At 66.4% G+C, this 23843-nt stretch carries 20 protein-coding genes; 8 read left to right on the plus strand and 12 right to left on the minus strand.

Annotated features, from left to right (window positions below; translation table 11 throughout):
- Positions 1-4: 4 nt before the first annotated feature.
- The 6 genes from LDO54_RS02365 (at position 5) to LDO54_RS02390 (ending at position 8620) form a co-directional block, all read left to right on the plus strand.
- The gene (locus tag LDO54_RS02365; protein ID WP_224005615.1) at positions 5-1771 is read left to right on the plus strand and encodes a methyl-accepting chemotaxis protein; all 1767 of its coding nucleotides are present in this window, start codon (positions 5-7) and stop codon (positions 1769-1771) included.
- A gap of 389 nt (positions 1772-2160) precedes the next feature.
- Positions 2161-3180 (plus strand): alcohol dehydrogenase, encoded by a 1020-nt coding sequence (locus tag LDO54_RS02370; protein ID WP_224005618.1) that lies wholly within the window; start codon positions 2161-2163, stop codon positions 3178-3180.
- Between the two features lie 237 nt (positions 3181-3417).
- Positions 3418-4224: an IclR family transcriptional regulator gene (locus LDO54_RS02375; protein WP_224005621.1), complete on the plus strand. Its 807-nt coding sequence runs from the start codon at positions 3418-3420 to the stop codon at positions 4222-4224.
- Between the two features lie 414 nt (positions 4225-4638).
- Entirely contained in the window at positions 4639-5727 is a 1089-nt protein-coding gene (locus LDO54_RS02380) for a phosphotransferase (RefSeq protein ID WP_224005624.1), read from the plus strand.
- A gap of 79 nt (positions 5728-5806) precedes the next feature.
- Positions 5807-7024 carry an acyl-CoA dehydrogenase family protein gene (locus tag LDO54_RS02385; RefSeq protein ID WP_224005627.1) on the plus strand — a complete coding sequence of 406 codons (1218 nt, stop codon included), beginning with the start codon at positions 5807-5809 and terminating at the stop codon, positions 7022-7024.
- A gap of 18 nt (positions 7025-7042) precedes the next feature.
- Entirely contained in the window at positions 7043-8620 is a 1578-nt protein-coding gene (locus LDO54_RS02390) for a class I adenylate-forming enzyme family protein (RefSeq protein ID WP_224005629.1), read from the plus strand.
- Between the two features lie 46 nt (positions 8621-8666).
- Here LDO54_RS02390 and LDO54_RS02395 read toward each other — a convergent pair whose 3' ends face one another.
- The 6 genes from LDO54_RS02395 to LDO54_RS02420 all read right to left on the minus strand — a co-directional run bounded on the left by LDO54_RS02395 (position 8667) and on the right by LDO54_RS02420 (position 14188).
- The gene (locus LDO54_RS02395; RefSeq protein ID WP_224005632.1) at positions 8667-9542 is read right to left on the minus strand and encodes an SMP-30/gluconolactonase/LRE family protein; all 876 of its coding nucleotides are present in this window, start codon (positions 9540-9542) and stop codon (positions 8667-8669) included.
- A 90-nt stretch (positions 9543-9632) separates the two neighbouring features.
- A complete protein-coding gene (locus LDO54_RS02400; protein ID WP_224005635.1) occupies positions 9633-10808 on the minus strand; it encodes an ABC transporter substrate-binding protein in 1176 nt (391 codons plus the stop codon).
- 64 nt (positions 10809-10872) lie between these two features.
- Positions 10873-11580 (minus strand): ABC transporter ATP-binding protein, encoded by a 708-nt coding sequence (locus LDO54_RS02405; RefSeq protein ID WP_224005638.1) that lies wholly within the window; start codon positions 11578-11580, stop codon positions 10873-10875.
- The gene (locus LDO54_RS02410; protein WP_224005641.1) at positions 11564-12331 is read right to left on the minus strand and encodes an ABC transporter ATP-binding protein; all 768 of its coding nucleotides are present in this window, start codon (positions 12329-12331) and stop codon (positions 11564-11566) included. Before LDO54_RS02410 ends, LDO54_RS02405 begins: the two co-directional genes overlap by 17 nt.
- Entirely contained in the window at positions 12324-13322 is a 999-nt protein-coding gene (locus LDO54_RS02415; RefSeq protein WP_224005644.1) for a branched-chain amino acid ABC transporter permease, read from the minus strand. The genes LDO54_RS02410 and LDO54_RS02415 overlap by 8 nt, the downstream gene beginning before the upstream one ends.
- Positions 13319-14188, minus strand: coding sequence for a branched-chain amino acid ABC transporter permease (locus LDO54_RS02420; protein ID WP_224005660.1), 870 nt, complete (start codon positions 14186-14188; stop codon positions 13319-13321). Before LDO54_RS02420 ends, LDO54_RS02415 begins: the two co-directional genes overlap by 4 nt.
- Before the next feature lie 291 nt (positions 14189-14479).
- Between LDO54_RS02420 and LDO54_RS02425 the strand changes: the two genes are divergently transcribed.
- Positions 14480-15262, plus strand: a complete 783-nt coding sequence (locus LDO54_RS02425) for an SDR family NAD(P)-dependent oxidoreductase (protein ID WP_224005663.1) — start codon at positions 14480-14482, stop codon at positions 15260-15262.
- Between the two features lie 59 nt (positions 15263-15321).
- Here LDO54_RS02425 and LDO54_RS02430 read toward each other — a convergent pair whose 3' ends face one another.
- The 3 genes from LDO54_RS02430 to LDO54_RS02440 all read right to left on the minus strand — a co-directional run bounded on the left by LDO54_RS02430 (position 15322) and on the right by LDO54_RS02440 (position 18579).
- A complete protein-coding gene (locus tag LDO54_RS02430) occupies positions 15322-16419 on the minus strand; it encodes a porin (RefSeq protein ID WP_224005666.1) in 1098 nt (365 codons plus the stop codon).
- A 549-nt stretch (positions 16420-16968) separates the two neighbouring features.
- On the minus strand, positions 16969-17727 hold the full coding sequence (locus LDO54_RS02435) for an SDR family oxidoreductase (RefSeq protein ID WP_224005669.1): 759 nt from the start codon (positions 17725-17727) through the stop codon (positions 16969-16971).
- A gap of 30 nt (positions 17728-17757) precedes the next feature.
- Positions 17758-18579, minus strand: coding sequence for an SDR family NAD(P)-dependent oxidoreductase (locus LDO54_RS02440; protein ID WP_224005672.1), 822 nt, complete (start codon positions 18577-18579; stop codon positions 17758-17760).
- A 169-nt stretch (positions 18580-18748) separates the two neighbouring features.
- Between LDO54_RS02440 and LDO54_RS02445 the strand changes: the two genes are divergently transcribed.
- Positions 18749-19693 (plus strand): GlxA family transcriptional regulator, encoded by a 945-nt coding sequence (locus LDO54_RS02445; RefSeq protein WP_224005675.1) that lies wholly within the window; start codon positions 18749-18751, stop codon positions 19691-19693.
- A 45-nt stretch (positions 19694-19738) separates the two neighbouring features.
- Here the strand turns inward: LDO54_RS02445 and LDO54_RS02450 are convergent, their stop codons facing one another.
- The 3 genes from LDO54_RS02450 to LDO54_RS02460 all read right to left on the minus strand — a co-directional run bounded on the left by LDO54_RS02450 (position 19739) and on the right by LDO54_RS02460 (position 23741).
- Positions 19739-20668 carry an HpcH/HpaI aldolase/citrate lyase family protein gene (locus LDO54_RS02450; RefSeq protein WP_224005677.1) on the minus strand — a complete coding sequence of 310 codons (930 nt, stop codon included), beginning with the start codon at positions 20666-20668 and terminating at the stop codon, positions 19739-19741.
- A complete protein-coding gene (locus tag LDO54_RS02455) occupies positions 20665-21855 on the minus strand; it encodes a CaiB/BaiF CoA transferase family protein (RefSeq protein ID WP_224005680.1) in 1191 nt (396 codons plus the stop codon). The genes LDO54_RS02450 and LDO54_RS02455 overlap by 4 nt, the downstream gene beginning before the upstream one ends.
- Positions 21856-21977: 122 nt before the next feature.
- A complete protein-coding gene (locus tag LDO54_RS02460; RefSeq protein WP_224005682.1) occupies positions 21978-23741 on the minus strand; it encodes an L-lactate permease in 1764 nt (587 codons plus the stop codon).
- Positions 23742-23843 lie beyond the last annotated feature (102 nt).

The following is a 23843-nucleotide window of genomic DNA, read 5'->3' on the forward strand; positions in this document are numbered from 1 at the left end:
CGTCATGCGCAATCTGACGATACGCGCGGGCCTGCTCGCGGTGCTCTGCACGTTCGCGGCGATGCTGGTGATCGGCGCGGTGGTGGGCGTCGGCATGATCGGCCGCGCCGACGACGCCGCGCGCCGCGTACACGAAGCGGCGGGCGCGGGCGCGCTGGCCGATGCGATCGGCGCCCATTCGGCGCGCGCGCAGGCGACTTTGGCGCGTGCCTACGCGGCGCTCAAGGAGCAAAACGATGCGTCGTCGCGCGATGCCGCGCTCGGCGCAGCCCGTGATCTCACGACGCAGGCGGCGCACGACGCCGATACGCTGCGCGCGGATGCATCTGCGAGTGTGGTGTTGAATTCGCCATCGAATGCTACATCGGATTCCTTAGCAAATTCTGCGTCGACCTCGGCATCGAATACGGCATCGGGCGCCGCATCAGATGCCGCATCAGATGCCGCCGCGAACGCCCAACCGTCGCGCCGCGCCGCCGTGCTCGACGCGCAGGCCGCGATGAACGCCGTGCTCGCTCGCGCCGCCGACGCGCTGCAGAACGGCGACACGGCCGCCTACGCCACGCTCGCGACCGGCGAGATGGCGCAGACCGGCACGCAGCTCGCCGCGAGCATCGCCGCCTTCCACGCCGACAAGGACGCCGCCGTGCGCGCCACGCTCGCGCAAGGCGAGCGCGAACACGACTGGGTCATGGCGATGGTGGCGGTCGGGCTCACGGGCGCGCTCGCGCTCGTCGTCGTCACGCATCTCGCGCTGCGCCGTCTCGTGACCGCGCCGCTGGCGGTCGCGGTCAGCGCGCTCAACCAGATCGCGGCCAACGATCTCGCGGTGCCGATCGCCACGGGCGGGCGCAACGAAATCGGCCAGTTGCTCGACGCGATGCGCCGCATGCAGGACGGCCTGACGCTGACCGTGGGCAACGTGCGCGCGTGCTGCGATGCGATCAACACGGGCGCGCGCGAAATCGCGGCGGGCAATCTCGATCTGTCGAGCCGCACCGAGCAGCAATCGGCGTCGCTCGAACAGACGGCGGCGAGCACCGAGCAACTGACCGCGACGGTGCGCCAGAACGCCGAACACGCGAACGAGGCGAGCACGCTGGCGGCCCGGTCGGCCGAGGTCGCGCAGCGCGGCGGACGCGTCGTCGAAGAAGCGATGGAGACGATGGAAGCGATCACGCGCAGCTCGGGCAAGATCGCCGATATCACCGGCATCATCGACGGCATCGCGTTTCAGACCAATATTCTCGCGCTCAACGCGTCGGTGGAAGCGGCGCGCGCGGGCGAGCAGGGACGCGGCTTCGCCGTGGTCGCGGGCGAAGTGCGCAACCTCGCGCAGCGCAGCGCGGCGGCGGCGCGCGAAATCAAGTCGCTGATCGACGAATCGGTCGAAGACGTGCGCGGCGGCCGCGCGCGCGTGACCGAGGCGGGCGCGACGATGGCGGAAGTGGTGTCGTCGATCGAGCGCGTGTCGGGGCTGATGAAGGAGATCGCGTCGGCGACCGTCGAGCAGAGCGCGGGCATCGAGCAGGTCGAGCAGGCCGTGAGCCAGATGGATCAGGTCACGCAGCAGAACGCGGCGCTCGTGGAAGAGGCGGCCGCGGCGGCCGGTTCGCTGGAGCAGCAGGCGAATTTGATGGCCGACGCGGTGGCGACGTTCCGTTTGCGCACGGACGGCGCGGCGAATACGCAGGCGGACCGGTGGGCGGATCGGCGTGCGAGCGAGGCGGCGGAGTTCGCGGACGAGGTGTCGGAGGAGGCGCTGGCTTAGGGCTCGCTTCGATGCATTGACGGATGCGGTCGCGGAGGCCGCATCAAACCGCTTCCTCGACGAATACGCGCTTCAATGCTATAGAGATCCCGCCGCGCGATCTCTGATAAATAGATCGGAATCCTGATGATTATCGATGGCCTCGCGGCTCGCGCCGAGGCCGCTTTGATCGTGCCCCATTCCATTCTCCACGTGGAGATATTCGCCAAATTTGGCGTTAATCCGCGTGCGAATCCGCCGCCATCCTCCGCCCGGACGCCAAAAACACCGCCGCCGCGGCCACGCGCGCAGCCTGTGCCACACGACCCGCGTATCCTCGAACACTTGCCGATCAGGCACAACGCCATCGCGGCACATCGGCCCATTCCTTCCCGATCGAGGAGCAACGTATGCGAACGATGCAGGCAGTGCAGGTGACGAAAGCGGGCGGTCCGCTCGAACTCGTCGAGCGCGAGGTTCCCGAGCCGCCCGAGGGCCATGTGCTGATCAAGGTGCAGGCGTGCGGCATCTGCCATAGCGATTCGATGACGAAAGACGGCCTGTGGCCGGGCCTCGCTTATCCGCGCGTGCCGGGTCACGAGATCGCGGGCGTGATCGACACGCTCGGCGCGGGCGTGGACGGCTGGCAAGCCGGGCAGCGCGTGGGCGTGGGCTGGCACGGCGGGCATTGCGGCCATTGCGAGCGTTGCCGCCACGGCGACTTCGTGCTGTGCACGGCCGCCCAGGTGCCGGGCATCAGCTACGACGGCGGTTACGCGCAATACATGGTCGCGCCGCAGGAGGCGCTCGCGCGCATGCCCGACGATCTCTCCGACGTCGATGCCGCGCCGCTGCTGTGTGCGGGCATCACCACCTTCAATGCGCTGCGCAATAGCGGCGCACGCGCGGGCGACGTGGTCGCGATTCTCGGCATCGGCGGCCTCGGTCATCTGGGCGTGCAGTTTGCGCGCAAGATGGGTTTCGTCACCGTCGCCATCGCGCGCGGGCAGGACAAGGCGCCGCTCGCGAAGCAACTGGGCGCGCATCATTACATCGACAGTCAGGCGCAGAACGTCGCCGAAGCCTTGCTCGCGCTCGGCGGCGCGCGCGTGATGCTCGCGACGGTCACGAGCGGCAAGGCGATGAGCGCGGCGCTCGGCGGGCTCGGTCTGAACGGCAAGCTGATCATGGTGGGTGTATCGGAAGAACCCGTCGAAGTGCCGATTACGCAGTTCATCATGGGACGCCATTCGGTGCAGGGCTGGCCGTCGGGCACGGCAGCGGATTCGCAGGAAACGCTCGCATTCAGCGCACTTTCCGGCGTCAAGCCGATGATCGAGGAGTATCCGCTGGAGCGTGCCGCCGAAGCTTACGAACGCATGATGAGCGGCAAGGCGCGCTTTCGCGTCGTGCTGAAACCGGCTCAATAACTAGGATGGCTAACTAATTTCCAGGCGAGGTAGATCCGCGCGCGGCGCGGCAAGAAACTTGCGCGCCCGTCTCGCCTTCCCGCATAGTTTCCCGGGCCACGCCCGGCCGGGAAACTGTCCGCCAGGGTTCCCCACCCATTGACGCGCGGCGTCGATCCTGCGATACAGCATATAATTCCGCGAACCCAAAATCGTGCCCGTGCTCGCGGCACTCGCGTCAACTTCACCCTTATCGCAATGTCTGATACCGCGCCGAAGCCGGCTCGCAAAAGCGCCCACAAGGAAGATCGCCATTTCGTGACCGCGCTGGCCCGGGGGCTCGAGGTCCTCGCCTGCTTTCGCGGCGGCGACACGACGCTGACCAATCAGGAAATCGCCCAACGCTGCAAGCTGCCGCGCTCGACGGTCTCGCGTCTGACCATGACGCTCACGAAGATCGGCTACCTGATCCACCTCGAAGACACCGGGCGCTACCGCCTCGGCACCGCCTGTCTCGCGCTCGGCAGTTCGATGCTCGCGCGCCTGGACGTGCGCAAGATCGCGCGGCCGATGATGCAGGAGCTTTCGGAGTTCTCGGGCGGCACGGTCTCGCTCGGCGTGCGCGACCGGCTCTCGATGCTCTATATCGAAAGCTGCCGCAGCACGGCGGCGTTGGCGCTCACGCTCGACGTGGGCTCGCGCATTCCGCTGGCGACTTCGGCGATCGGACGCGCGTGGCTCGCGGCCGTCGCGCCGCGCGAACGCGACGACGTGATGGAGCAGATCCGCGAACTCGACGACGTGGCGTGGCCGAACGTGCGCCGCGGCATCGAGCAGGGCGTGCGCGATCACGCCACGCTCGGCGTCACGTGTTCGTTCGGCGAGTGGCAGAAGGACGTGAACGGCATCGCGCGCGCGTTCGAACCGGGCGGCGGCTTGCCGGTCATGGCGATCAACGTGGGCGGGCCGTCGTTTTCGCTGACGCCCGAATTTCTGCTCAATGAAGTGAAACCGCGTCTGTTGCAGATGATCGGGCAGATTGAGGCGGCCGTGGCGGGGCGATAAAGGCGGCGCAGTCGGCAGGAAAAACGCAGGCGCGATCAGCGGCCTGCGTTTTTTTTTCGTCTGGATAATTCGACATCCTGACTAAAAGGGCGCGGATTATCTTCACGGCAAGCGACCGATTCGCCAAATGGAACGCCTGCACGGCAGACATCATTTGCAGCGAAATTCAATGCAGGACGAATTGCCTGAGCGCCTTTGTTTGGTCAATCGAGCGTCAGCATCGCGCCTGAATCAGGGGCTTTCCACTGGGGTTTGTCCCAATCTCATCGTGCTTCATAGACCTTTACACACGTCCCCCGCACACGCTAGCATTTCTGCAATGCAGAATTCACACCTGCTTTGCAGAATATTCTAGCGGCGTAAATCGGGCGCAGTCGCGCGTCCACGCGCCGTCAATGGAGGCTGCCCGAATCCATGAGTATCGATCTCCAGTCGAGCTTCAGCGGCACGCGTCCCGTCGCCGACGCGCATGCCTTCGACATCGCGCGTCTCGCCGCGTGGATGCGCGAGCATCTGCACGATTTCGCGGGCGGCGTGCACGTCGAGCAATTCAAGGGCGGCCAGTCGAATCCCACTTTTCTGCTCAATGCGGGCGGCGCGCGCTACGTGTTGCGCCGCAAGCCGCCGGGCGTGCTGCTGCCGTCGGCGCATGCGGTGGACCGCGAATATCGCGTGATTCGCGCGCTCGCGCAGACCGATGTGCCGGTCGCGAAAGCCTACGCGCTCTGCGAGGACGCGGCGGTGATCGGCTCGCCGTTCTATCTGATGGAGTATGTGGAGGGGCGCATCTTCTGGGACGCGGCGCTGCCGGGCATGACGCCCGAGGCGCGCGGTGACATCTACGACGAGATGAATCGCGTGATTGCCGCCTTGCATTCGGTCGATCCCGATGCGATCGGTCTCGGCGATTACGGCCGTGCGGGCAATTACATCGAGCGTCAGGTGGCGCGCTGGACCAAACAATATCGCGCGTCGGAAACGGAGCGCATCGAAGCTGCCGACCAATTGATCGACTGGCTGCCGAAGCATTTGCCGGCCGGCGACGAACGCCGCATCGTGCATGGCGATTACCGGCTCGACAACGTGATTTTCGACGCGCGCGAACCGCGCATTCTCGCCGTGCTCGATTGGGAACTGTCCACGCTCGGCCATCCGCTTGTCGACTTCGCTTATCACTGCATGATCTGGCATATGCAGGCGGGCGCGCGGCGCGGCCTGGTCGGACTCGATCTCGACGCACTCGGCATTCCCGGCGAAAAGGCTTATTTGCAGCGCTATTTGCAGCGAGTCGCACGTGCTTCGCGCGACGACGTGTCCGAAGTCGATTGGGGCTATTACCTCGTCTTCAACATGTTCCGGCTCGTGGGTATTTTGCAGGGCGTGATGGCGCGCGCGCTGCAAGGCAACGCGTCGAGCGCGCTCGCGCTCGAAACGGGCAAGCGCACGCGTCCGCTCGCGGAGCAGGCGTGGGCGCTCGCACGCGAAGTGGACGCGATGCGCTAGCGCGCGCTGCGGGCCACGCGCCACACGTGCCACACGTGCCACGCGACATTCAACCGGTCAATTCAGCGGAAATCAGCTTATGAACTTCGAACATTCGAGCAAGGTGAAGGATCTGCAGGCCCGGCTCACGGCATTCATGGATCAGCATGTGTATCCGGCGGAGGAACAGTTCGCCGCCGAAATGGATGCGGCGCGGCGCGCGGGCAATCCGTGGCAGCCCGCGCCCGTGATGGAAAAGCTCAAGGACAAGGCGCGCGGCGCGGGACTGTGGAATCTGTTTCTGCCCGCGCACGAATCGCAGGACGGTCTTACGAATCTGGAATACGCGCCGCTGTGCGAAATCATGGGGCGCTCGGCGATCGGTGCGGAGCCGTTCAATTGCTCGGCGCCCGACACCGGCAATATGGAAACGCTGCTGCGCTACGGCAGCGAGGCGCAAAAGCGCGAGTGGCTCGCGCCGCTGCTCGACGGCACGATCCGTTCGGCCTTCGCGATGACCGAGCCCGCCGTGGCCTCGTCGGATGCGACCAATATCGAAGCGCGTATCGAGCGCGACGGCGATCATTACGTCATCAATGCGCGCAAATGGTGGACCTCGGGCGCGAACGATCCGCGCTGCAAGATCCTTGTTTTCATGGGTAAAACCGATCCGCACGGAGAGAATCGCCATCAGCGCCAGTCGATGGTGCTGGTGCCGCTCGACACGCCCGGCGTCACGGTGCTGCGCCATCTGCCCGTGTTCGGTTACGACGACGCGCCGCACGGTCATGCCGAAGTGCTGTTCGAAAACGTGCGCGTGCCGGTCACGAACGTGCTGCTCGGCGAGGGGCGCGGCTTCGAGATCGCGCAAGGGCGTCTCGGGCCGGGCCGCATTCACCACTGCATGCGCTTGATCGGCCGCGCCGAACGCGCGCTCGAAGCGATGTGCCGACGCACCACGAAACGCACCGCGTTCGGCCGTGCGATTGCGGATCAGGGCGTCACGCGCGAACGCATCGCCAACGCGCGCATTCTGATCGATCAGGCGCGTTTTCTCGTGCTGCACGCGGCATGGAAAATGGATTCCGTCGGCAACAAGGCCGCGCGCAAGGAGATTGCGATGATCAAGGTGGCCGCGCCCGCAATGGCCTGCCAGGTGATCGACTGGGCGATCCAGGCGCATGGCGGCGGGGGCGTGAGCGACGATTTCGGCCTCGCGCGCGCGTATGCGAGCGCGCGCACGATCCGTCTCGCGGACGGCCCGGACGAAGTGCATCGCAACGCCATCGCCAAGATGGAACTCGCGAGCTATCTCTGATCAGCGGAGCACGACGACATGACTTCCACAGCAGCGCTCGACCTGCCGCCATTCGAAAGCATCGGCGAGCAGATCCGCAAATGGGCGCGCGAGCAGGGCGATCATGCGGCGCTCGTTTGCGACGGCACGCTCTACAGCTACGCCGAATTCGACGCGATGATCGACCAGTGCGCGAGCGCCCTGCAGCGCGACGGCGTGGTGCCCGAAGACGTGGTGGCGATTTGCGCGGGCGCGTCGCCGTGGTACGCGGCGGTGTTTCTCGGCGCGTTGCGCGCGGGCGCGGCGGTCGCGCCGCTCTCGCCGGCTTCGCATCCCGACAGCCTCGCGGGCATGATCGGCAACGCGGGCGCGCGCGTGCTGTTTCTCGATGAGCCGGTGCAGCGCGCGCTGGACGGCGCGGCGCACGCGCCCGCTGTGCGGTGCGTGCGTCTCGACGCGCAGGAAACGACTCAGGCTGGCACCGCGCCATTCACGGGCCTCGACGCCTGGCTCGCGCCGCGTGGCGTGGCGCCGCGCGAGGTGCGCATCGAGCCGCAGTGGGCGTTCAATATCATCTATTCGTCGGGCACGACGGGCATGCCCAAGGGCATCGTGCAGTCGCACGCAATGCGCTTCGCCTACGCGCTGCGCAGCGTTTCGCGCGGCTACGGCCCCGAAGCGGTCACGCTCATCTCCACGCCGCTTTATTCGAACACCACGCTCGTGAGTTTCTTTCCGACCTTCGCGCTCGGCGGCACCGTCGTGCTGATGCCGAAGTTCGACACGAAGCGCTATCTCGAACTCGCGCAGCAGCATCGCGCCACGCATACGATGCTGGTGCCGGTGCAATATCAGCGTCTGCTCGCGGAGCCGGATTTCGATCGTTACGATCTGTCGAGTTTTATTTCGAAGTCCTGCACGAGTGCGCCGTTCAATGCCGCGTTGAAGGCCGACGTGGTGCGCCGTTGGCCCGGCAGCCTCACGGAGTTCTACGGCATGACCGAGGGCGGCGCATCGTGCGAACTGTGCGCCGATGAGTTTCCCGCCAAGCTGCATACGGTCGGCAAGCCCATGCCGGGGCATGAAATGCGTATGATCGACGCGGCGGGCGAGGAACTGCCGCCCGGCAGCATCGGCGAAATCGTCGGGCGTTCGCCGACCATGATGACGGGCTACTATCGTCAGCCGGAGAAGACCGCCGAAGCCGAGTGGCACGACCGCGACGGCCAGCGCTTCATCCGCACGGGCGACATTGGCCGCTTCGATGAAGAGGGTTTTCTCGTGCTCATGGACCGCAAGAAGGACATGATCATTTCGGGCGGCTTCAATATCTATCCGAGCGATCTGGAGCAGGTGCTGCTCGGGCATCCGGCGGTGGCGGAAGCGGCGGTGGTCGGCGTGAATTCGGAGCGCTGGGGCGAGACGCCGGTCGCCTTCGTCACGGTGCGTTCGGGCCGCGATGAAACGGCGCACGCCATCGCGGACTGGGCCAACGAGCGCCTCGGCAAAATGCAGCGGCTCGCTGAAGTCGTGGTGGTCGAGGCCTTGCCGCGCAGCGCGATCGGCAAGGTGCTCAAGCGCGAATTGCGCGACGCGTTCAGGCCGTCTTCGGCTTGAGCGATTGCGTGCCGCAGGCGTCGAATGCCCGGATCGCTGCAGGGGTTCAGGGCAAACCGGCGTGCGGCACCTCCACGCGCACGGCGAGGATGCGGCCCGCACGGCGCGCGCCGTTCTCGGCGCCAATGCCGGGCGCGGCGCACAGAAACAGCGTGCGGCCATCGTCGCCGCCGAGCATGCACGCGTAGCCTTGTTCGTCGCCCATGGCGATGCTGTCGACGATCCCCGCGCCTTCCTTCACGCGCAGCACGCGATTGCCGCGCGCGTCCGCGACCCAGACCGCGCCTTCGGCATCGAGACAGAGGCCGTCGGGATAGCTGCCCGCGAGGTCCGCGAACACACGGCGACGTGACAGCGCGCCGTCGCCTTCCGCATCGACATCGAATGCCGTGATGCGCTGCCCGAACGTCTCCGCGACGATCAGCGTGCGGCCATCGGGCGTGAGCGCCATGCCGTTCGGGAAGCGCAATTCGCGCGCCGCCACGCGCACGCGGCCGTCGGGCAGCACGCAGAGCAGATCGGTCGCGCGCTCCGGCTCGTCCGCATAGAGATTGAAGCCGAAATTGCCGACATACGCGCGCCCGGCCGTATCGACGAGCATGTCGTTGCACGGTCCCGGCACGTGCCGGGAGAGGTCGGCGTAGACGCGCGGCGCGCCGTTCCCGTTCCCGTTTTCGTTGCCGATCGCGAGCACCGTGCAGTCGTGCATCGATACGGCCAGCATCGTGCCGTCCGGCAGCCAGCCGAGTCCGCTGGGAGAATGCGGCACGTGCGCGACGGTTTCGAGCTTGCCGTCTGCATCGGCGCACAGCACTTCGTGGCGAAAGAAATCGGAGAACCAGAGCTTGCCCGCGTGCCAGCGCGGCGCCTCGGCAAAGCACAGACCTTCGACGAATACTTCGGGCGTTCTTGCTTGCGTCATGCCATCCTCGCGAGAAAAAAACCCGGCGCCGCGCTAGCGCGACGCCGTTGCTTCATGCCGGTCGAGTCGATTCAACTCGATCCAATGCGATCACTTCGCGGAAGCGACCGAATCGGGCAGCGCCTTGATATTGCCGTTCTCGACCACGGCCACCACGGCGCGGCCCATCGTGATGCCGCCGCGCGCATCGACGCCGGTCAGGCCATGCGGATTGTTCTGCGGCGAGAGCGCTTTCAAGGCCTGATCGTAGGCCTTGCGGATCGCGGCGGCGTCGGTCGTCGTGCCGGCGATCTTCATGGCTTGCGCGGTCGCCCACACGGCGGTGTAGTTCAGCGACGCTTCCTGCGTCGGCAGGCGGCCCGCGTGCGTCTTCGTGAAGCGCGCGACGAAGGACTTGGCGTCGGGCGAGGGATCGTCGCCGATCGGCATCACGCCAATCGAGCCTTCGAGCGCGCCATAACCGCCTGCGATCTTCGCGACTTCGTCGAGCTTGGCCTGATCCATCACCGCGAAGCCGCCTTTGAAGCCCAGTTCGCGCGCCTGGCGAATGATGAGGCCCGTGGGTTCGGACGGCCCACCTACGAAGATGACCTTCGGCTTCGCGGCGAGCACGCGGCTCACGCCGCTATAGAAGTCGGTGGCGCGGTTGTACGAGAGCGGCGTGTCGGCGACCACGGTGCCGCCCGCAGCCTGCCACGCGGGCTTGAACGCGGCGGTCCAGGCTTTGCCGTAGTCGGTGTCGGTGCTCGCGATGGCCACTTCCTTGCCGTACTTGCTCATCTCGTACTTCACGAACGCAGGCGTGTACGAGGTGAATTCCGGCGGGATGCGGATCGTGAGCGGATTGCCGCGCGCGGCGAGCTGCGGCACGCTCGTGTAGGCGAGCAGCAAGAGATTCTGCTGGGCGTTGATCGTCTGGACTGCGTAGCAACCTCCTGAGTGCGGCACCAGCACGATGGGCGCCTTGTACTCCTGCGAGAGACGGCGCGCGTTGATCGCCGTTTCGCTCGGGTTGTACTGATCGTCGAGCGCGACCACGTCGAGCTTCAGGGGCTTGCCGCCCACCACGAGACCGGCCTGATTGATTTCGGCCACGGCCATCTGCATGCCTTCGAGCACGTTCTGGCCGTATTTCGCGGCGCCGCCGCTGAGCGGCCCGGAAAAGCCGATATGCACGGCGTTCTCCTGCGCCATGACGGGCGAGGCGGCGATCAGCGAGGAGGCAAACGCGGCGGAAAGCGCGAGGCACAGCTTCTTGACGATCATGAACGTGTCCTTGATGGAGTGGCTTGTATGGATTGCGTGGCGTGAGCGCGCGCGCAGCGCGGCCTCAACCGCCGACATAGGCGCGGCGCACGGCTTCATTGCCCGCGAGGCTGTCGTAGTCGCCTTCGAGCACGATGCGACCCGACTCCACGACATAGGCGCGATGCGCGATCTTTAGCGCGGCGTGCGCGTTCTGCTCCGCGAGCAGCACCGTGGTGCCCGCGCGGTTGATACGCTGGATCACCTCGAAGGTCTGCTTGACGACGAGCGGCGCGAGGCCGAGCGACGGCTCGTCGAGCAGCAGCACGCGCGGCCGGCTCATCAGCGCGCGGCCGATCGCGACCATCTGCTGCTGACCGCCGCTCAACGCACCGGCGGGATCGTCCTTGCGTTTGACGAGGTCGGGAAAGAGGCCGAACACGTCGTCGAGCCGCGTGCGGTTGCCCGTGCGGTCGCGCCGATGCGGGTACGCGCCCAGCATCAGATTTTTCAGCACGGACATCGCGGGAAACAGCTTGCGGCCTTCGGGGCAATGGATCACGCCCGCGCGCACGACCTCGGCGGGACGCTTGCCGACGAGATCGACGTCCTTGAGCCGAATGCGCCCGGCGCTCGCACGCGTGAGCGCACTGGCCGCGCGAAAGATCGAACTCTTGCCCGCGCCGTTCGCGCCGAGCAGCACCACGAGTTCGCCTTCGTCGGCGCGCAGGTTGATGCCGTGCAGCGCACGAAAACTGCCGTAATCGAGGCTCACGTCATTGAACGTCAGCATGTTCGCTCCCGAGATAGGCGTCGATCACCGCCTGGTTCCTGCGGATTTCGTCGGGCGTGCCCTCGGCGATTTTTTCGCCGTGGTCGAGCACCATGATCTTGTCCGCGAGATTCATGATCATGCTCATCTTGTGTTCGACGAGGCACACCGTCATGCCGCGCCGCGCGATCTTGCGGATCAGCGTGGCGAGCCCGTCGGTTTCCTCGGGATTCACGCCGCCCGCCGGTTCGTCGAGCAACAGCACGGTCGGGTCGGTCGCCAGCGCGAGTGCGATCGCCACGCGCTTGCGTTCTTCCTGCGTGATGCCGCCCGCGGGCTTCGCTTCCAGATGCGCGAGCCCCACGAAATCGAGCGATTCGCGCGCCTTGTCGCGGCACAGGCGTTCTTCGTGCTTGCAGCGCGCGGTGCGCAGCAGGGCGTCCCAGAGACCGGAGCGCGTGCGCAGCCGATGGCCCACGATCAGGTTCTCCAGCACCGACGCCGTTTCGAACAGCGCCGTGGCCTGGAACGTGCGCGCCACGCCGAGCCGCGCCATCTGATCGGCGCGCAAACCGGTGACGTCCTGGCCGCGCAACTTGATGCTGCCCGTGCTGGGCCGGTACATGCCGCTGATCAGATTAAAGAAGGTGGTCTTGCCCGCGCCGTTCGGACCGATGATCGCGTTGATGCGCGCTTCGTCGATGCGCGTGCTGACATCGCTGACGGCAGTCAGGCCTCCGAAGTGTTTCGATAGCGACGCGATTTCAAGCATGGCCGTCTCCGCTCGACGTGGCGCGGCGCGTGGGCGGCGGCGCGACATTACGCGTTCCCACGCGGCTGCGCAGGCTCTGATAAAGGCCGACCAGACCGCGCGGCAGGAAGATCAGCAGCACGATCAGCAAGGGGCCGAACACGAGAAAGCGATAGTCCTGCATGAACTGCAGCGACTGCGTGAGCCACGGCAGCGCAATCGCGCCGAGCAGCGGACCGGCCAGCGTGCCGATGCCGCCGACCACCACGTACATCGTCATGTCGAAGGTATGGCCGATGTTCGCGAGATCGGGTCCGAGAAAGCGCACGAAGCCCGCGTAGAGGCCGCCCGCGATGCCCGCATAGCACGTGGAGATCAGGAACGCGAGCATCTTGTTGCGCATGAGATCGATGCCGAGCGCCTGCGCGAGATGCTCGCTGTTGCGGATCGCCACGAAGGTGTGGCCGACGAGCGAATTCACGATGCGATGCATGATCCACATGCCCGCGGCAAGAAACGCGAACGTGAGGTAATAGAGCGCGCGCGGATTCTCGAACGAAATCGAGCCGATCGAAGGCGGCGCCGCGATGCCGATGATGCCCACCACGCCATGCGTGAGGCTGTCCCATTTCTCGATGCCGAGAAAGATGATGTAGCCCACGCAGAGCGTGAAGATCGCGAAGTAATTGCCCTTCAGTCGCAGCGAAACGAGGCCCACGAAGAAACCGAGCACGACGCTCACCACGCCCGCGAGCGCGAACGCAATCCAGAACGGCACCTGGTAGTCCACGGTGAGGATGCCCACCGTGTACGCGCCCACGGCCATGAAGCCGCCGTGCGCGAGATTGAACTGGCCGGTATAGCCAGTGAGCAGGTTGAGGCCGATCGTCGCCAGCGCGAAGATGAAGGCCGTGGACATCACCGTGAGCGAATAATCGGAGCGCACGAGAAACGGCAGGGCGAGGCCAATCACGAACAGCGCGAGCCAGCCCAGGTGGCGCGTTGGCATCATGATGCGCGCATCTCCCTTGAGAAAAGCCCTTGCGGGCGCAGCGACAGGATCGCCACGAGCAGGACGAAGGCGATCAGGTCCTGGTAGTCGGGCGAGACGTAGAAGGCGCCGAAGCTTTCGGCGAGGCCGATGATCAGGCCGCCCACGACGGCACCGGGCACGCTGCCCATGCCGCCGAGAATGATGATGACGAAGGCCTTCAGGATCACTAACTGACCCATTGCCGGATAGATCAGGTTGATGGGCGCGTAGAGCGCGGCGGCCACGGCGGCCAGCACGCCCGAGAGCGCGAAAGTGGCCATGCCCACCTTGCGCGGGTCGATGCCCATGAGCGCCGCGCCTTCGCGGTTCTGCGCGACGGCGAGAATCGTCGAGCCGGCCACGGTGTGATGCAGGAACAGTTGCAGCGCGAGCACGAGGCCGAATGCGCCCGCGATGATCAGCAGGCGCTGGATCGGGGCGATCACGCCGCCCCATTCGAGCACGCCGGACCACGGCGGCGACATGCGGTGGAAGTCGGTGCCCCAGAGCGCCTGCGCGGCCGCTTCGAGAAACAGCATGAGGCCGATGGCGGCGATCATCGGCGCGAGTTCGGGCGCGTTGCGCAGCGGATGGAACACGAGGCGTTCCGCGAGCACGGCGACGATGCCCACGCAGATCGCGGCGGCCACCATCGCGCTCCAGTAGCCGAGGCCGAAGCGCGTGGTGAGGTAGAACGCCGCGAACGCGCCGACCATGTAGAACGCGCCGTGCGCGAAGTTCGGCACGGCCATGATGCCGTACACGAGCGTGAGGCCCAGCGCGACGAGGCTGTAGATGCCTCCGAGCGTCAAACCGTTGAGCACCTGCTGCAAAAACAGATCCACCGTGACCTCCGTGTGCGTCGATCGCTAGCGCTTCGTGAGCGCTCATTTGGCAATGAATTCTGCAATGCAGTCAGCCTGGGGAAACTACCAGACCGACGTTCCTGGCGCGCCGATACGCCATGTTCCTATCTCTAATAGATAAATGCGGCGATGCGGCATCGTAAAAACAGGCGCAATAGGCCGGATTGACGCTCAGGGTTCATCTCTATAAATTCTGCAATGCAGACAACAATTCTGCATATCGAGCAACACAGCACAAACGACAACGCTCACTTCGAGAGGAAAACGACGATGCGATTCAAGGACAAGGTGGCCCTCGTGACCGGCGCGGCCAGCGGTATCGGGCGCGCGACGGCACAACGGCTGTATGACGAAGGCGCGCGCGTCGCGCTCGTCGACTGGAACCGCGATGCGCTGGCCGAGTCCGCCGCGCGCTTCGATGCGGCGCGTGTCTGGCACGGCGCGCTCGACGTCGCGCGCGAGGACGAGGTGGCCGCGTGCGTCGGGCAGGTGCGCGAGCGCTTCGGCGAGATCGACGCGCTGTGCAATATCGCAGGCATCGCGGGCGGCGACTATTCGATCGTCGCCGAGACGGATACGGCGGTCTGGCAAAAGATCATCGGCGTGAATCTCATGGGCGTCGTGCATTTCACCAAGTGGGCCGCGCAGGCGATGATCGCGCGCGGGCAAGGGGCGGTCGTCAACGTGGCGTCGGTGGCCGGCGTGCGTTCGGGCGCGGGCGGCAACGCCTATAGCGCCTCGAAAGCCGCCGTCATCAACCTCACGATGACGAGCGCCTGCGATCTCGCGCCGTGGGCGATCCGCGTGAACGCCGTCTGCCCTGGCTTGATCGAGACCGGCATGACCGCGCCCGTGTTCGAACGCGCGCGCGAGCTCAACAAGAGCGATCGCCTGGGCTACCGTTGCGAGCTGCGTCGTCCGGGGCGCGCCGAAGAAGTGGCCGCGGCGATCGCGTTTCTCGCCAGCGACGACGCCAGCTATATCACCGGCCAGGCGCTGCCCGTCGACGGCGGCAACACGGCTTCGCTGAATCTGCCCGGCATGAAGGTCTGAGCGCCGGTGCTCAGGCGTTGCGCGCTCCGCGATCCTGCGTGTCGCGGAGCGCGCCGCGATCAGAACATATGGCGGATACCGATGCTCGTGCCCAGCGTCGAGCCGGTCACTTCGTTGAGCGCGTTGTTGATCGACAGGCCCGTGTGCATGTTGCCGTGATTGTTCACGTAGCCCACCTGGCCGTAGAGCGTGGTGCGCTTCGAGAGGAAATACTGCACGCCGGTCGCGGCGAGGAGCGAGTGATTCGAGCCTTCGTTGCCGTCGTGCGTGTACCAGACGCCCGCGTTGACGCTCAGATACGGCGTGAAGAAGTAGCTGGCGCCGCCCGAATACACGCTGTTGCTGAACGAGCCCGCGACCTTGTAGAGCGCATACGAGGCGAACAGGCTCAGGCTGTTGTCGAAGCGATAGCTCGCGCCGAGCGTGCGGCCCACGAATTCGACGGTGCTGGGCACCGGCGTGCTGGCCGCGCTGCCGCCCGCGTTGCCGTTGTAGAGCGCGCCGGTCAGCGTGAGGCCGCCGAGGTGATAGCGCAGGCTCGCCGAATACTGGCGGCCCGCCTGGAAGTCGCCCGCCGTGCCGCCGAGTGCGAGCATGCCGGCCGCTTGCAGGCCGTAGATTTCCGGCGAGGTGTACGTGAGCGAATTGCTGTTGAAGAGGCCCGTGACGTAGACGTTGTTCACATAACTCACGAGACCGCTGCCGAAATACGACATGCCGCGCGGGTCGGTGTCGTAGAGCGAGAGGAAGAACGGCGAGAATTGCAGACCGGCCTTGACCGTGCCGTAGCCGCTGCTCACGCCGACCCATGCCTGGCGGCCGAACATGTTGCCGTTCGAATTGTCGAACCCGCCGTTGGCCACGCTGATACCGCTTTCCAACGTGAAGATCGCGCGCATGCCGCCGCCCAGATCTTCCGAGCCGCGCAAGCCGAAGCTCGATCCCGTCATGCCGCTGTCGGTGAAGGAGAACTGGTGCCCCATGTTTTGCCCGGTCGTCGTGTTCAGCGTGTGGCTCGTGTAAAGCAGCGAGCCGTCGACGATACCGTACAGCGTCACGCTGCTCTGCGCCTGCGCGGCGCCCGTCATGCCCAGCAGACCCGTTGCCGCGAGCCCGGTCGCAAGCAGATTTTTGCGTAGCGTATTGCGTTTAGACATTTTGGAATCCTGATTGTCTGGATGTGTTTTTGAATGCGGCAAAACAGCGGGATTCGAACGACTTCTTCGCGGTACGGCTGGGCACACGGAGGCGGCGCGTCTGCGCTGTCCATGCGGGTGGCGGTGAATGCCCGCGAGGGCGCCGCCGGCGACGCGTCACGCGGACGGCATCACGGGGATTGTTGCGGTGAAGCGGGGAGGGACGCCGTGTCGGCGAGGCCAGTTGAGCGGGCGCGATTGTGTCGGCGCGGCGCGGAACTGTGTCGGAATGCAGGTTGATGCGGCTGCTCGTTCACCGATTGCCTCTCCGTAACCCGATGGGCTTGCAACGTCGTCCTCAGGGATGTCAGACGGGAGCATTTTTGTACGGTCGTACGGAAAGTGTCACCCTGGGGGAAACGTGGGGTGCGGTGCGGCAAAGGGGAAAGAAGCGGTAAGGCGCGCGAAAATGGCGGACTTTCGGCGAGAAATGATGCGCTGCGCGCAGCGCGCCACGTGCGGTGACGGGGCGCTGCGCGGCGCGAGGGAGGAGCTCGGAACGGAAGGGGATCAGACCGGCAGCGGATCGTCGATCACGGCCTGGTTGAACTGCGCGATGAAGCCGTGTTCGTTCACGCCGGGGTTCGCGCGAAACGCCTTCGCGGACTCCACCAGCACTTCGGTTTGCGCGCCGGGCAGCGCGGCCAGGGTTTCGGCGATGAAGGCGTCGAGCTGCATCGCGCGCGGGTCGCCGCTCTTGCGGATCAGATCGGTGTCCACCCACGGCGGCGCGATTTCGAGCACGCGCACGCTGGTGTCGCGCAGCACGAAGCGCTGCGAGAGCGTGTACGAATGGATCGCCGCCTTGGTCGCCGAATAGAGCGCGGTGGCCGCGAGCGGCACATAGGCGAGCACCGAACTGTTGTTGATGATCGTCGCCTCGGGCTGCTGCTTCAGATGCTCGACGAAGGCGGCGCTCACGCGCACCGGGCCGAGCAGATTGGTTTCGATCATGCGCACGGCCTGGACGTCGTCGAGCGCGCCGCCCGCGTCGTCGAACGGCATGATGCCCGCGTTGTTGATCACCACGTTCAGCGAGGGATGGCGTGCGATCACCTGCTGCGCCACGGCGCGGATCTGCGCGGCGTCGTTGATATCGAGCTGCACGGTGTCGATGCCCGGATTTGCGCGCGCGACGTCGTCGAGCAGCGCCTGGCGGCGTCCCGCGATGATGACCTGGTTGCCGAGCCGATGGAAGGCTTCGGCGAGACCGCGTCCGATGCCCGAGGTGCCGCCCGTGATGAAGATCGTATTGCCGGTGGTTTTCATGATCAAGACTCCTGATTGATGGGCGAGGTGTTAGCGCGACGTCACGTGATAGCGCGCGGCGGGCGTGTTGCTGGAAAGATGCGAGGACATCGCGCGGCGTGCGCTTTCGAACGCGTCCCATTGCGCGACGTCGTGCAGCGAGGGAATCGTCACGAGTTCGCGGTTCTCGAAACCGGCGAGCGCAGCATCGACCATGTCGGGCGCCGACATGACGATCGCGCTGTCGAGTTGCGCGAGCGGCAGGCCGCCCGTTTCCCAGAAGTCGGTGGCGGTCGCGCCCGGCAGCACGGCCTGGACGCGCACGCCCTGGCTCGCGAGTTCGTGATGCAGCGACTGGCTGAACGCGAGCACGAAGGCCTTGGTGCCGCCGTAGACGCCGTTGAGGATCTCCGGCGCGATGCCGACGATCGACGAGATATTGATGACCGCGCCGTGTCCGCGCGCCACGAAGCCGGGCACGGCGGCATAGGTCAGACGCGTGAGCGCGGTCACGTTCAGGTCGATCATGCGCGTCATGTGATCGACGTCGCTCGCGATCAGCGGCGTATGCGTGCCGATCCCCGCGTTGTTGACCAGCAGCGTGATGCTGGCGTCCTCGCGCAGTTTGGTCTCGACGCGGGCGAGCGACGCGCGTTCGCCGAGATCGGCGTCGAGCACTTCCACGCTGCGCTGCGTCTCGTTGGTGATGCGTTCGGCGAGCGCGTCCAGACGCGTGCGGTCGCGGGCGACCAGCACGAGGTCGTAGCCGCGTTGCGCGAGACGCTGCGCGTAGATCGCGCCGATGCCCGACGACGCGCCCGTGACGAGCGCCGTACCGCGGTATTCGGCGCTGGCTTGCGTTGCTGTGTTCATGACGATGGCTCCTTGTGTAGTCCGCTGATCCGTCGATCCGGTTGGATGCGTTGAATGCGTGGAGCCATTCTGGTCCCGATTGACCGTGGCCGAAATGACGTATAGGGTAGTGATTCGGGACATGGGCCGAAAAGCGGCCTTTCGTCGGACAACTTGCAAGGAGCGCGTCATGCATCGCATCGGTTATCTGCTGTGCGACGGTTTTCAGGTGATGGCGATCGCGACGCAGACCGTTTTCGAATTCGCCAACGAAGCGGCCGGCGATGCGTTCTACACGTTAGAAAACTATTCGATCGCGGGCGGCGAAGTGCGCTCGTCGTTCGGCATGAGCGTGCGAACGCTGCCGGCGCCGCCGCGTCGGCAGATGGATACGTGGATGGTGGCCGGCGTGATCGATCCCGTCGCCATGCCCGCATCGGAGGAGGAACTGGCGTACCTGCGCCGCGCGAGCACGCGCGCGCGGCGCGTGGCGGGCATCTGCACAGGCGGCTTCGTGCTGGCCGAGGCGGGGCTGCTCGACGGGCGGCGCGCCACCACGCACTGGGCGGTCGCCCGCGAAATGCAGGCGCGCCATCCGGCGGTGCGCGTGGAGGAGGACCGCATCTATATCGTCGATGGGCCGGTGTGGACGTCGGCGGGCATGACCGCCGGGCTCGATCTCGCGCTCGCGATGGTGGAGAAGGATCTGGGCGCGGACGTGGCGCGTTCGGTCGCGCACAAGCTCGTGATGCATCAGCGCCGCTCGGGCGGGCAGTCGCAGCATTCGGAAATGCTCGATCTCGCGCCCAAGTCGGACCGCATTCAAAACGCGCTGGAGTATGCGCGGCGCAATCTCGGCACGCCGCTCACGGTGGAGACGCTGGCCGAGGCCGTGCATCTGAGTCCGCGTCAGTTTAGCCGCGTGTTTACGGCGGAAACGGGACAGTCGCCCGCGCGCGCGATCGAGGGGCTGCGGCTCGAAGCGGCGCGATTGATGATCGAGCAGAGCGCGCATCCGCTCGATGTGATCGCGCGCGAAACCGGCTTTCGCGACCGGCGCCATATGCGTGAGGCGTTCATGCGCGGTTTCGGCGTGCCGCCGCAAGCGGTGCGGCGCGAGGCGCGGGCGGCGTGAGCTGGTGATGTGACGTGGTGAAAGTGCGCGGAGCTGGAGCGTTGATCAAGCACCCGCCATCGCCAGCACGCGCTGCGCCATGCGCACATTGGCGAAATCGACGAGCTTGCCGTCGAGCGATACAGCGGCGAGTCCGGCGGCTTGTGCCTCCTCCAGCGCCTCGATCGTGCGCCGCGCGTCTCGCACTTCGTTGTCGGTCGGCGAGAAGGCCGCGCGGGTCGGCGCGATCTGCGAGGGGTGAATGACCTGCTTGCCGTCGTAACCCATCGCCGCCGCCTTCAGCGCCCACGCGCGCGTGAGCACGGCGTCGCGGAACGCTCCGCACGGACCGTCGATGGCGCGCAGGCCGAACGCACGTGCGGCCACCAGCAAGCGCATCATCGGATAGGCCCAGAGGTCGAGCGCGCTCGTGTCGTAGTTGCCCACTTCGTTCTTGAGCGTGTGTGCGTAACCGGCGTGCGTGCCGCCGATCTCCACTGTGCGCGCGCCGATCGACGCCGCGAAATCGCCGACGCCGAAATGCAGCGCCACGAGCCGCTCGCTCGATGCTGCGATGTCGTCGACGCAGACGAGCCCGCGTGCCGTTTCGATCAGCGCTTCGATCGCGATGGGCGCCAGCTTCGCGGGCCGCGCGCGCAGCAGCCGCTCGACTTCGTGCACCGTCGCGATGTTTTCCACCTTCGGCACGAGCACGGCGTCGAGCCGTGCTGCGTCGCGCACGAGCGTTTCCACTTCATGCACGGCGATGCCATGCGCCGACGTGTTGATCCGCACCGACACCCATTTGCCGCCCCAGTCGAGCGTGTTGAGCGCGTGCACGGCGCCGTCGAGCGCTTCGCGTTTCTTGTCGAGCGGCACGGCGTCTTCGAGGTCGATGAACACCGCATCCGCTTCGCTCGCGGCCGACGATTGCAGCATGTTTTCCCGATGCCCGGGCACCGCGAGCACGGTGCGGGTGACGCGCGGCGCGTTCATGCTTCGCTCCGTTGCGTGGCACGTTCGGCGTGTTCGGTGTATTCGGCGATTTCCGCGAGAATCGATTCGGTATGCTGACCAACGGCTGGCACCGGCCCCATCACCGGCTCCACGCCCGCGATCGTCACGGCTGGCAGGAACATGTCCATCGCGCCGCGCTCGGTGCCCACGCTGCGATAACGCTCGCGCTCGACGAGTTGCGGGTGTTCGAGCAGCGCGTCGACATCGTTCATCTTGCCGTTGGCGATGGCGGCGCGGTCGAGGCGCGCGAGCACTTCGTCGCTGGTCCACGCGGCGAAGCGCTCGGTGATGCCGCGCTCGAGCGCGTCGCGGTTCGCGAGGCGCAGCGAGTTCGTCACGTAACGCGGATCGGTCGCCACGCTGGCGTCGCCGAGCACGACCTCGCAGAAACTGCGCCATTCGCGTTCGTTCTGTATGCCGAAGAACACCGTCTTGCCGTCGCCGGCCGCGAACGGGCCATACGGCGCGATGGTCGCGTGGCGCGCGCCGCTGCGCGGCACGGGTTCGCCGCGTCCGCGCGTGTAGTAGGCGGGATAGCTCATCCACTCGGTCATCGCGTCGAACAGCGAGACTTCGAACGCCATGCCGCGGCCCGTGCGCGCGCGCTGGTGCAGGCCCATCAGGATGCCGTTGAGCGTGTACATGCCCGTGGCGATATCGGCGATCGCGAGTCCGCATTTCGAGGGCGTCTCGGGCGTGCCGTTAATCGAGAGAAAGCCGGTTTCGCACTGCACGAGCAGGTCGTAGGCCTTCTTCTCGCTGTACGGGCCGCCGCTGCCGTAGCCCGAAATATCGCAGGCGATCAGGCGCGGGAAGCGCTCGACCAGCGACTTCGCGTCGAGGCCCTGACGCTTCGCGGCGCCCGGCGCGAGGTTCTGGATAAACACGTCGGCGCGCGCGAGCAGCGCTTCTAGCGTTTCCTGGCCTTGCTCATCCTTGATGTCGAGCGCGAGGCTCTCCTTCGATCGGTTGGTCCAGACGAACTGGCTCGACAGGCCGTCCATCGCCGTGTCGTAGCCGCGCGCGAAGTCGCCCGCGCCCGGTCGCTCGATCTTGATGACGCGCGCGCCCCAGTCGGCGAGATGACGGCTGGCGAGCGGCGCGGCGATGGCCTGTTCGATCGAGACGACCGTGATGTCGGCGAGCGGGAGAGCGGAGTTGTGCATGACGTCGGGTTTCCTTGCGGGTTTGCGGCGCGGCGGCCTGCACTTGAATGAATCGTGCGGGCCGCGCGACGCGAAATACGGGTCTGACTTTACGGCGATAAAAATAGTTAGGACAACATTGCTTACGGCACCATCCAGCCGAGCAGCGGCGTGGACTGCGCCCAGACGAGCAGGCTGAGCGCGGCGATCATCAGCACGGTCCAGCCCGCCACGCGGCGGAACAGCATGCCTTCGCGGCCCACGAGGCCCACCGCGACCGCGCCCACGGCGAGGTTCTGCGGCGAGATCGCCTTGCCTACCACGCCGCCCGAGGTGTTGGCGGCGGTCAGCAGAATGTCGGAGAGGCCGGTGTGATGCGCGGTCGTCAGCTGCAGCATGCCGAACAGTGCGTTGGCCGAGGTGTCGGAGCCCGTGAGCGCCGTCGCGAACCAGCCGAGCACCGGCGAGACCGGCGCGAAGGCCGTGCCCGCGCGCGCCGCCCAGATGCCGAGCGTCACGATTTGCCCGGAGAGATTCATGATGTACGCGACGCCCACCACGCAGCAGACCGTGAACACGGCCCAGCGCAGTTCGTGCAGATTCTTCACGTAAGTGCGGGCGGCGGTGCGCACGTCGAGCTTGAGCAGCGGCACCGAGAGTGCGCCCGCGATCAGCACGATCGAGCCTGCGGAGAGCAGCCATTCGAACTTCGCGTTGACGGCGGACACCGCCGCGCCCTTCGGATCGACGACATGCAGACCCGGCCACGCGAACGCCGAGGTCAGCGCGCCCATGGCGTGCGCGACGAAGCCGATCTGCGTCGCCGCGACGACGAGAATCACGGCGGCGTAAGGGGCGAGCGCGCGCAGGACTTCGGCGGTGGAGTCGCGCGGAGTGTCGGTAAAGGCGTGGCGTTGTGCGTTACGTGCGTCACGCGCATCACGCTTTGCGGCGGCTTCGAACGACGCGCCGCCGCCCGTCATCGGCATCGCGAGCGCGCCGCCTTGCAGGCCTGCGCCGCCGGCGTTTTCGCCGCGTGCGTCAGACTTGTTGCGTGCGCCGCCGCTGGCCGCAGCGAGATCGCTGCGCAGCACGGCCGGCGACCATGCGCGCAGAAAGGCAATCGACGCGCCCGCACAGAACAGCGCCGCGACGATATCGACGAGTTCCACCGGCAGCACCATCGAGCCCGCGAACTGCGCGAACGCAAAGGCGAACCCGGCGACCGCTGCGAGCGGCCAGACTTCCTTGAGTCCGCGCCGGCCGTCGAGAATGAACACGAGCATGAGCGGAATGAACAGCGAGAGCAGCGGCGCCTGGCGTCCGACCATCACGCTGATGTCGTGCACCGGCAGGCGCGTGATTTTGGCGAGCACGGTGATCGGCAGGCCGAGCGCGCCGAACGCGACCGGGCTGGTGTCGGCGAGCAGGCAGACGGTGGCGGCCTTGATCGGCTCGACGCCCAGCGAGATCAGCAGCACGGCGCAGATCGCGACCGGCGCGCCGCCGCCCGCGAGCGCTTCGAGCAGTGCGCCGAAGCAGAACGCGATCAGCACGGCCTGCACGCGCTGGTCGGGGCTCACATGGGCGAGCGCGCGGCGCAGCACGTCGGCGTGGCCGCTCGCCTGGGTGAGCTTGAACAGCCAGATCGCGTTGATGCCGATCCAGATGATCGGGAAGAAGCCGATGGCCGCGCCTTCGAGCGCGCCGCTCACGACCTGGCCGCCGGGCATGCCGTAGACGAGCGCGGCGACGATCATCGAAACGATCAGCGAGGCGAGCGCGGCCCAGCGTGCGGGCAGGCGCAGCACGCCGAGCAACACGAACAGGGTGAGCAGCGGGAGAGCCGCGAACGCGGCGGAAGCCGCGACGGAATGCGCGACCGGATCGAATATCTGGGTGTACATGCGTCTCCTTCGAACGCCTCACGGACGTTTTCTATCGAATCGAAGGAGACAATCTAACCGGCGGCGCGCGCGCCGTGAAATACCGATTGCGGCTATCGGGTA

It is taken from the genome of Paraburkholderia tropica, assembly GCF_914484835.1.
Classification (GTDB): domain Bacteria; phylum Pseudomonadota; class Gammaproteobacteria; order Burkholderiales; family Burkholderiaceae; genus Paraburkholderia; species Paraburkholderia tropica_A.

Bases quoted from the DNA above. Each gene is read 5' to 3' on its own strand.
- LDO54_RS02365 (WP_224005615.1), top strand. From the start codon at position 5: ATGCGCAATCTGACGATACGCGCGGGCCTGCTCGCGGTGCTCTGCACG.
- LDO54_RS02370 (WP_224005618.1), top strand. From the start codon at position 2,161: ATGCGAACGATGCAGGCAGTGCAGGTGACGAAAGCGGGCGGTCCGCTC.
- LDO54_RS02375 (WP_224005621.1), top strand. From the start codon at position 3,418: ATGTCTGATACCGCGCCGAAGCCGGCTCGCAAAAGCGCCCACAAGGAA.
- LDO54_RS02380 (WP_224005624.1), top strand. From the start codon at position 4,639: ATGAGTATCGATCTCCAGTCGAGCTTCAGCGGCACGCGTCCCGTCGCC.
- LDO54_RS02385 (WP_224005627.1), top strand. From the start codon at position 5,807: ATGAACTTCGAACATTCGAGCAAGGTGAAGGATCTGCAGGCCCGGCTC.
- LDO54_RS02390 (WP_224005629.1), top strand. From the start codon at position 7,043: ATGACTTCCACAGCAGCGCTCGACCTGCCGCCATTCGAAAGCATCGGC.
- LDO54_RS02395 (WP_224005632.1), bottom strand. From the start codon at position 9,542: ATGACGCAAGCAAGAACGCCCGAAGTATTCGTCGAAGGTCTGTGCTTT.
- LDO54_RS02400 (WP_224005635.1), bottom strand. From the start codon at position 10,808: ATGATCGTCAAGAAGCTGTGCCTCGCGCTTTCCGCCGCGTTTGCCTCC.
- LDO54_RS02405 (WP_224005638.1), bottom strand. From the start codon at position 11,580: ATGCTGACGTTCAATGACGTGAGCCTCGATTACGGCAGTTTTCGTGCG.
- LDO54_RS02410 (WP_224005641.1), bottom strand. From the start codon at position 12,331: ATGCTTGAAATCGCGTCGCTATCGAAACACTTCGGAGGCCTGACTGCC.
- LDO54_RS02415 (WP_224005644.1), bottom strand. From the start codon at position 13,322: ATGATGCCAACGCGCCACCTGGGCTGGCTCGCGCTGTTCGTGATTGGC.
- LDO54_RS02425 (WP_224005663.1), top strand. From the start codon at position 14,480: ATGCGATTCAAGGACAAGGTGGCCCTCGTGACCGGCGCGGCCAGCGGT.
- LDO54_RS02430 (WP_224005666.1), bottom strand. From the start codon at position 16,419: ATGTCTAAACGCAATACGCTACGCAAAAATCTGCTTGCGACCGGGCTC.
- LDO54_RS02435 (WP_224005669.1), bottom strand. From the start codon at position 17,727: ATGAAAACCACCGGCAATACGATCTTCATCACGGGCGGCACCTCGGGC.
- LDO54_RS02440 (WP_224005672.1), bottom strand. From the start codon at position 18,579: ATGAACACAGCAACGCAAGCCAGCGCCGAATACCGCGGTACGGCGCTC.
- LDO54_RS02445 (WP_224005675.1), top strand. From the start codon at position 18,749: ATGCATCGCATCGGTTATCTGCTGTGCGACGGTTTTCAGGTGATGGCG.
- LDO54_RS02450 (WP_224005677.1), bottom strand. From the start codon at position 20,668: ATGAACGCGCCGCGCGTCACCCGCACCGTGCTCGCGGTGCCCGGGCAT.
- LDO54_RS02455 (WP_224005680.1), bottom strand. From the start codon at position 21,855: ATGCACAACTCCGCTCTCCCGCTCGCCGACATCACGGTCGTCTCGATC.
- LDO54_RS02460 (WP_224005682.1), bottom strand. From the start codon at position 23,741: ATGTACACCCAGATATTCGATCCGGTCGCGCATTCCGTCGCGGCTTCC.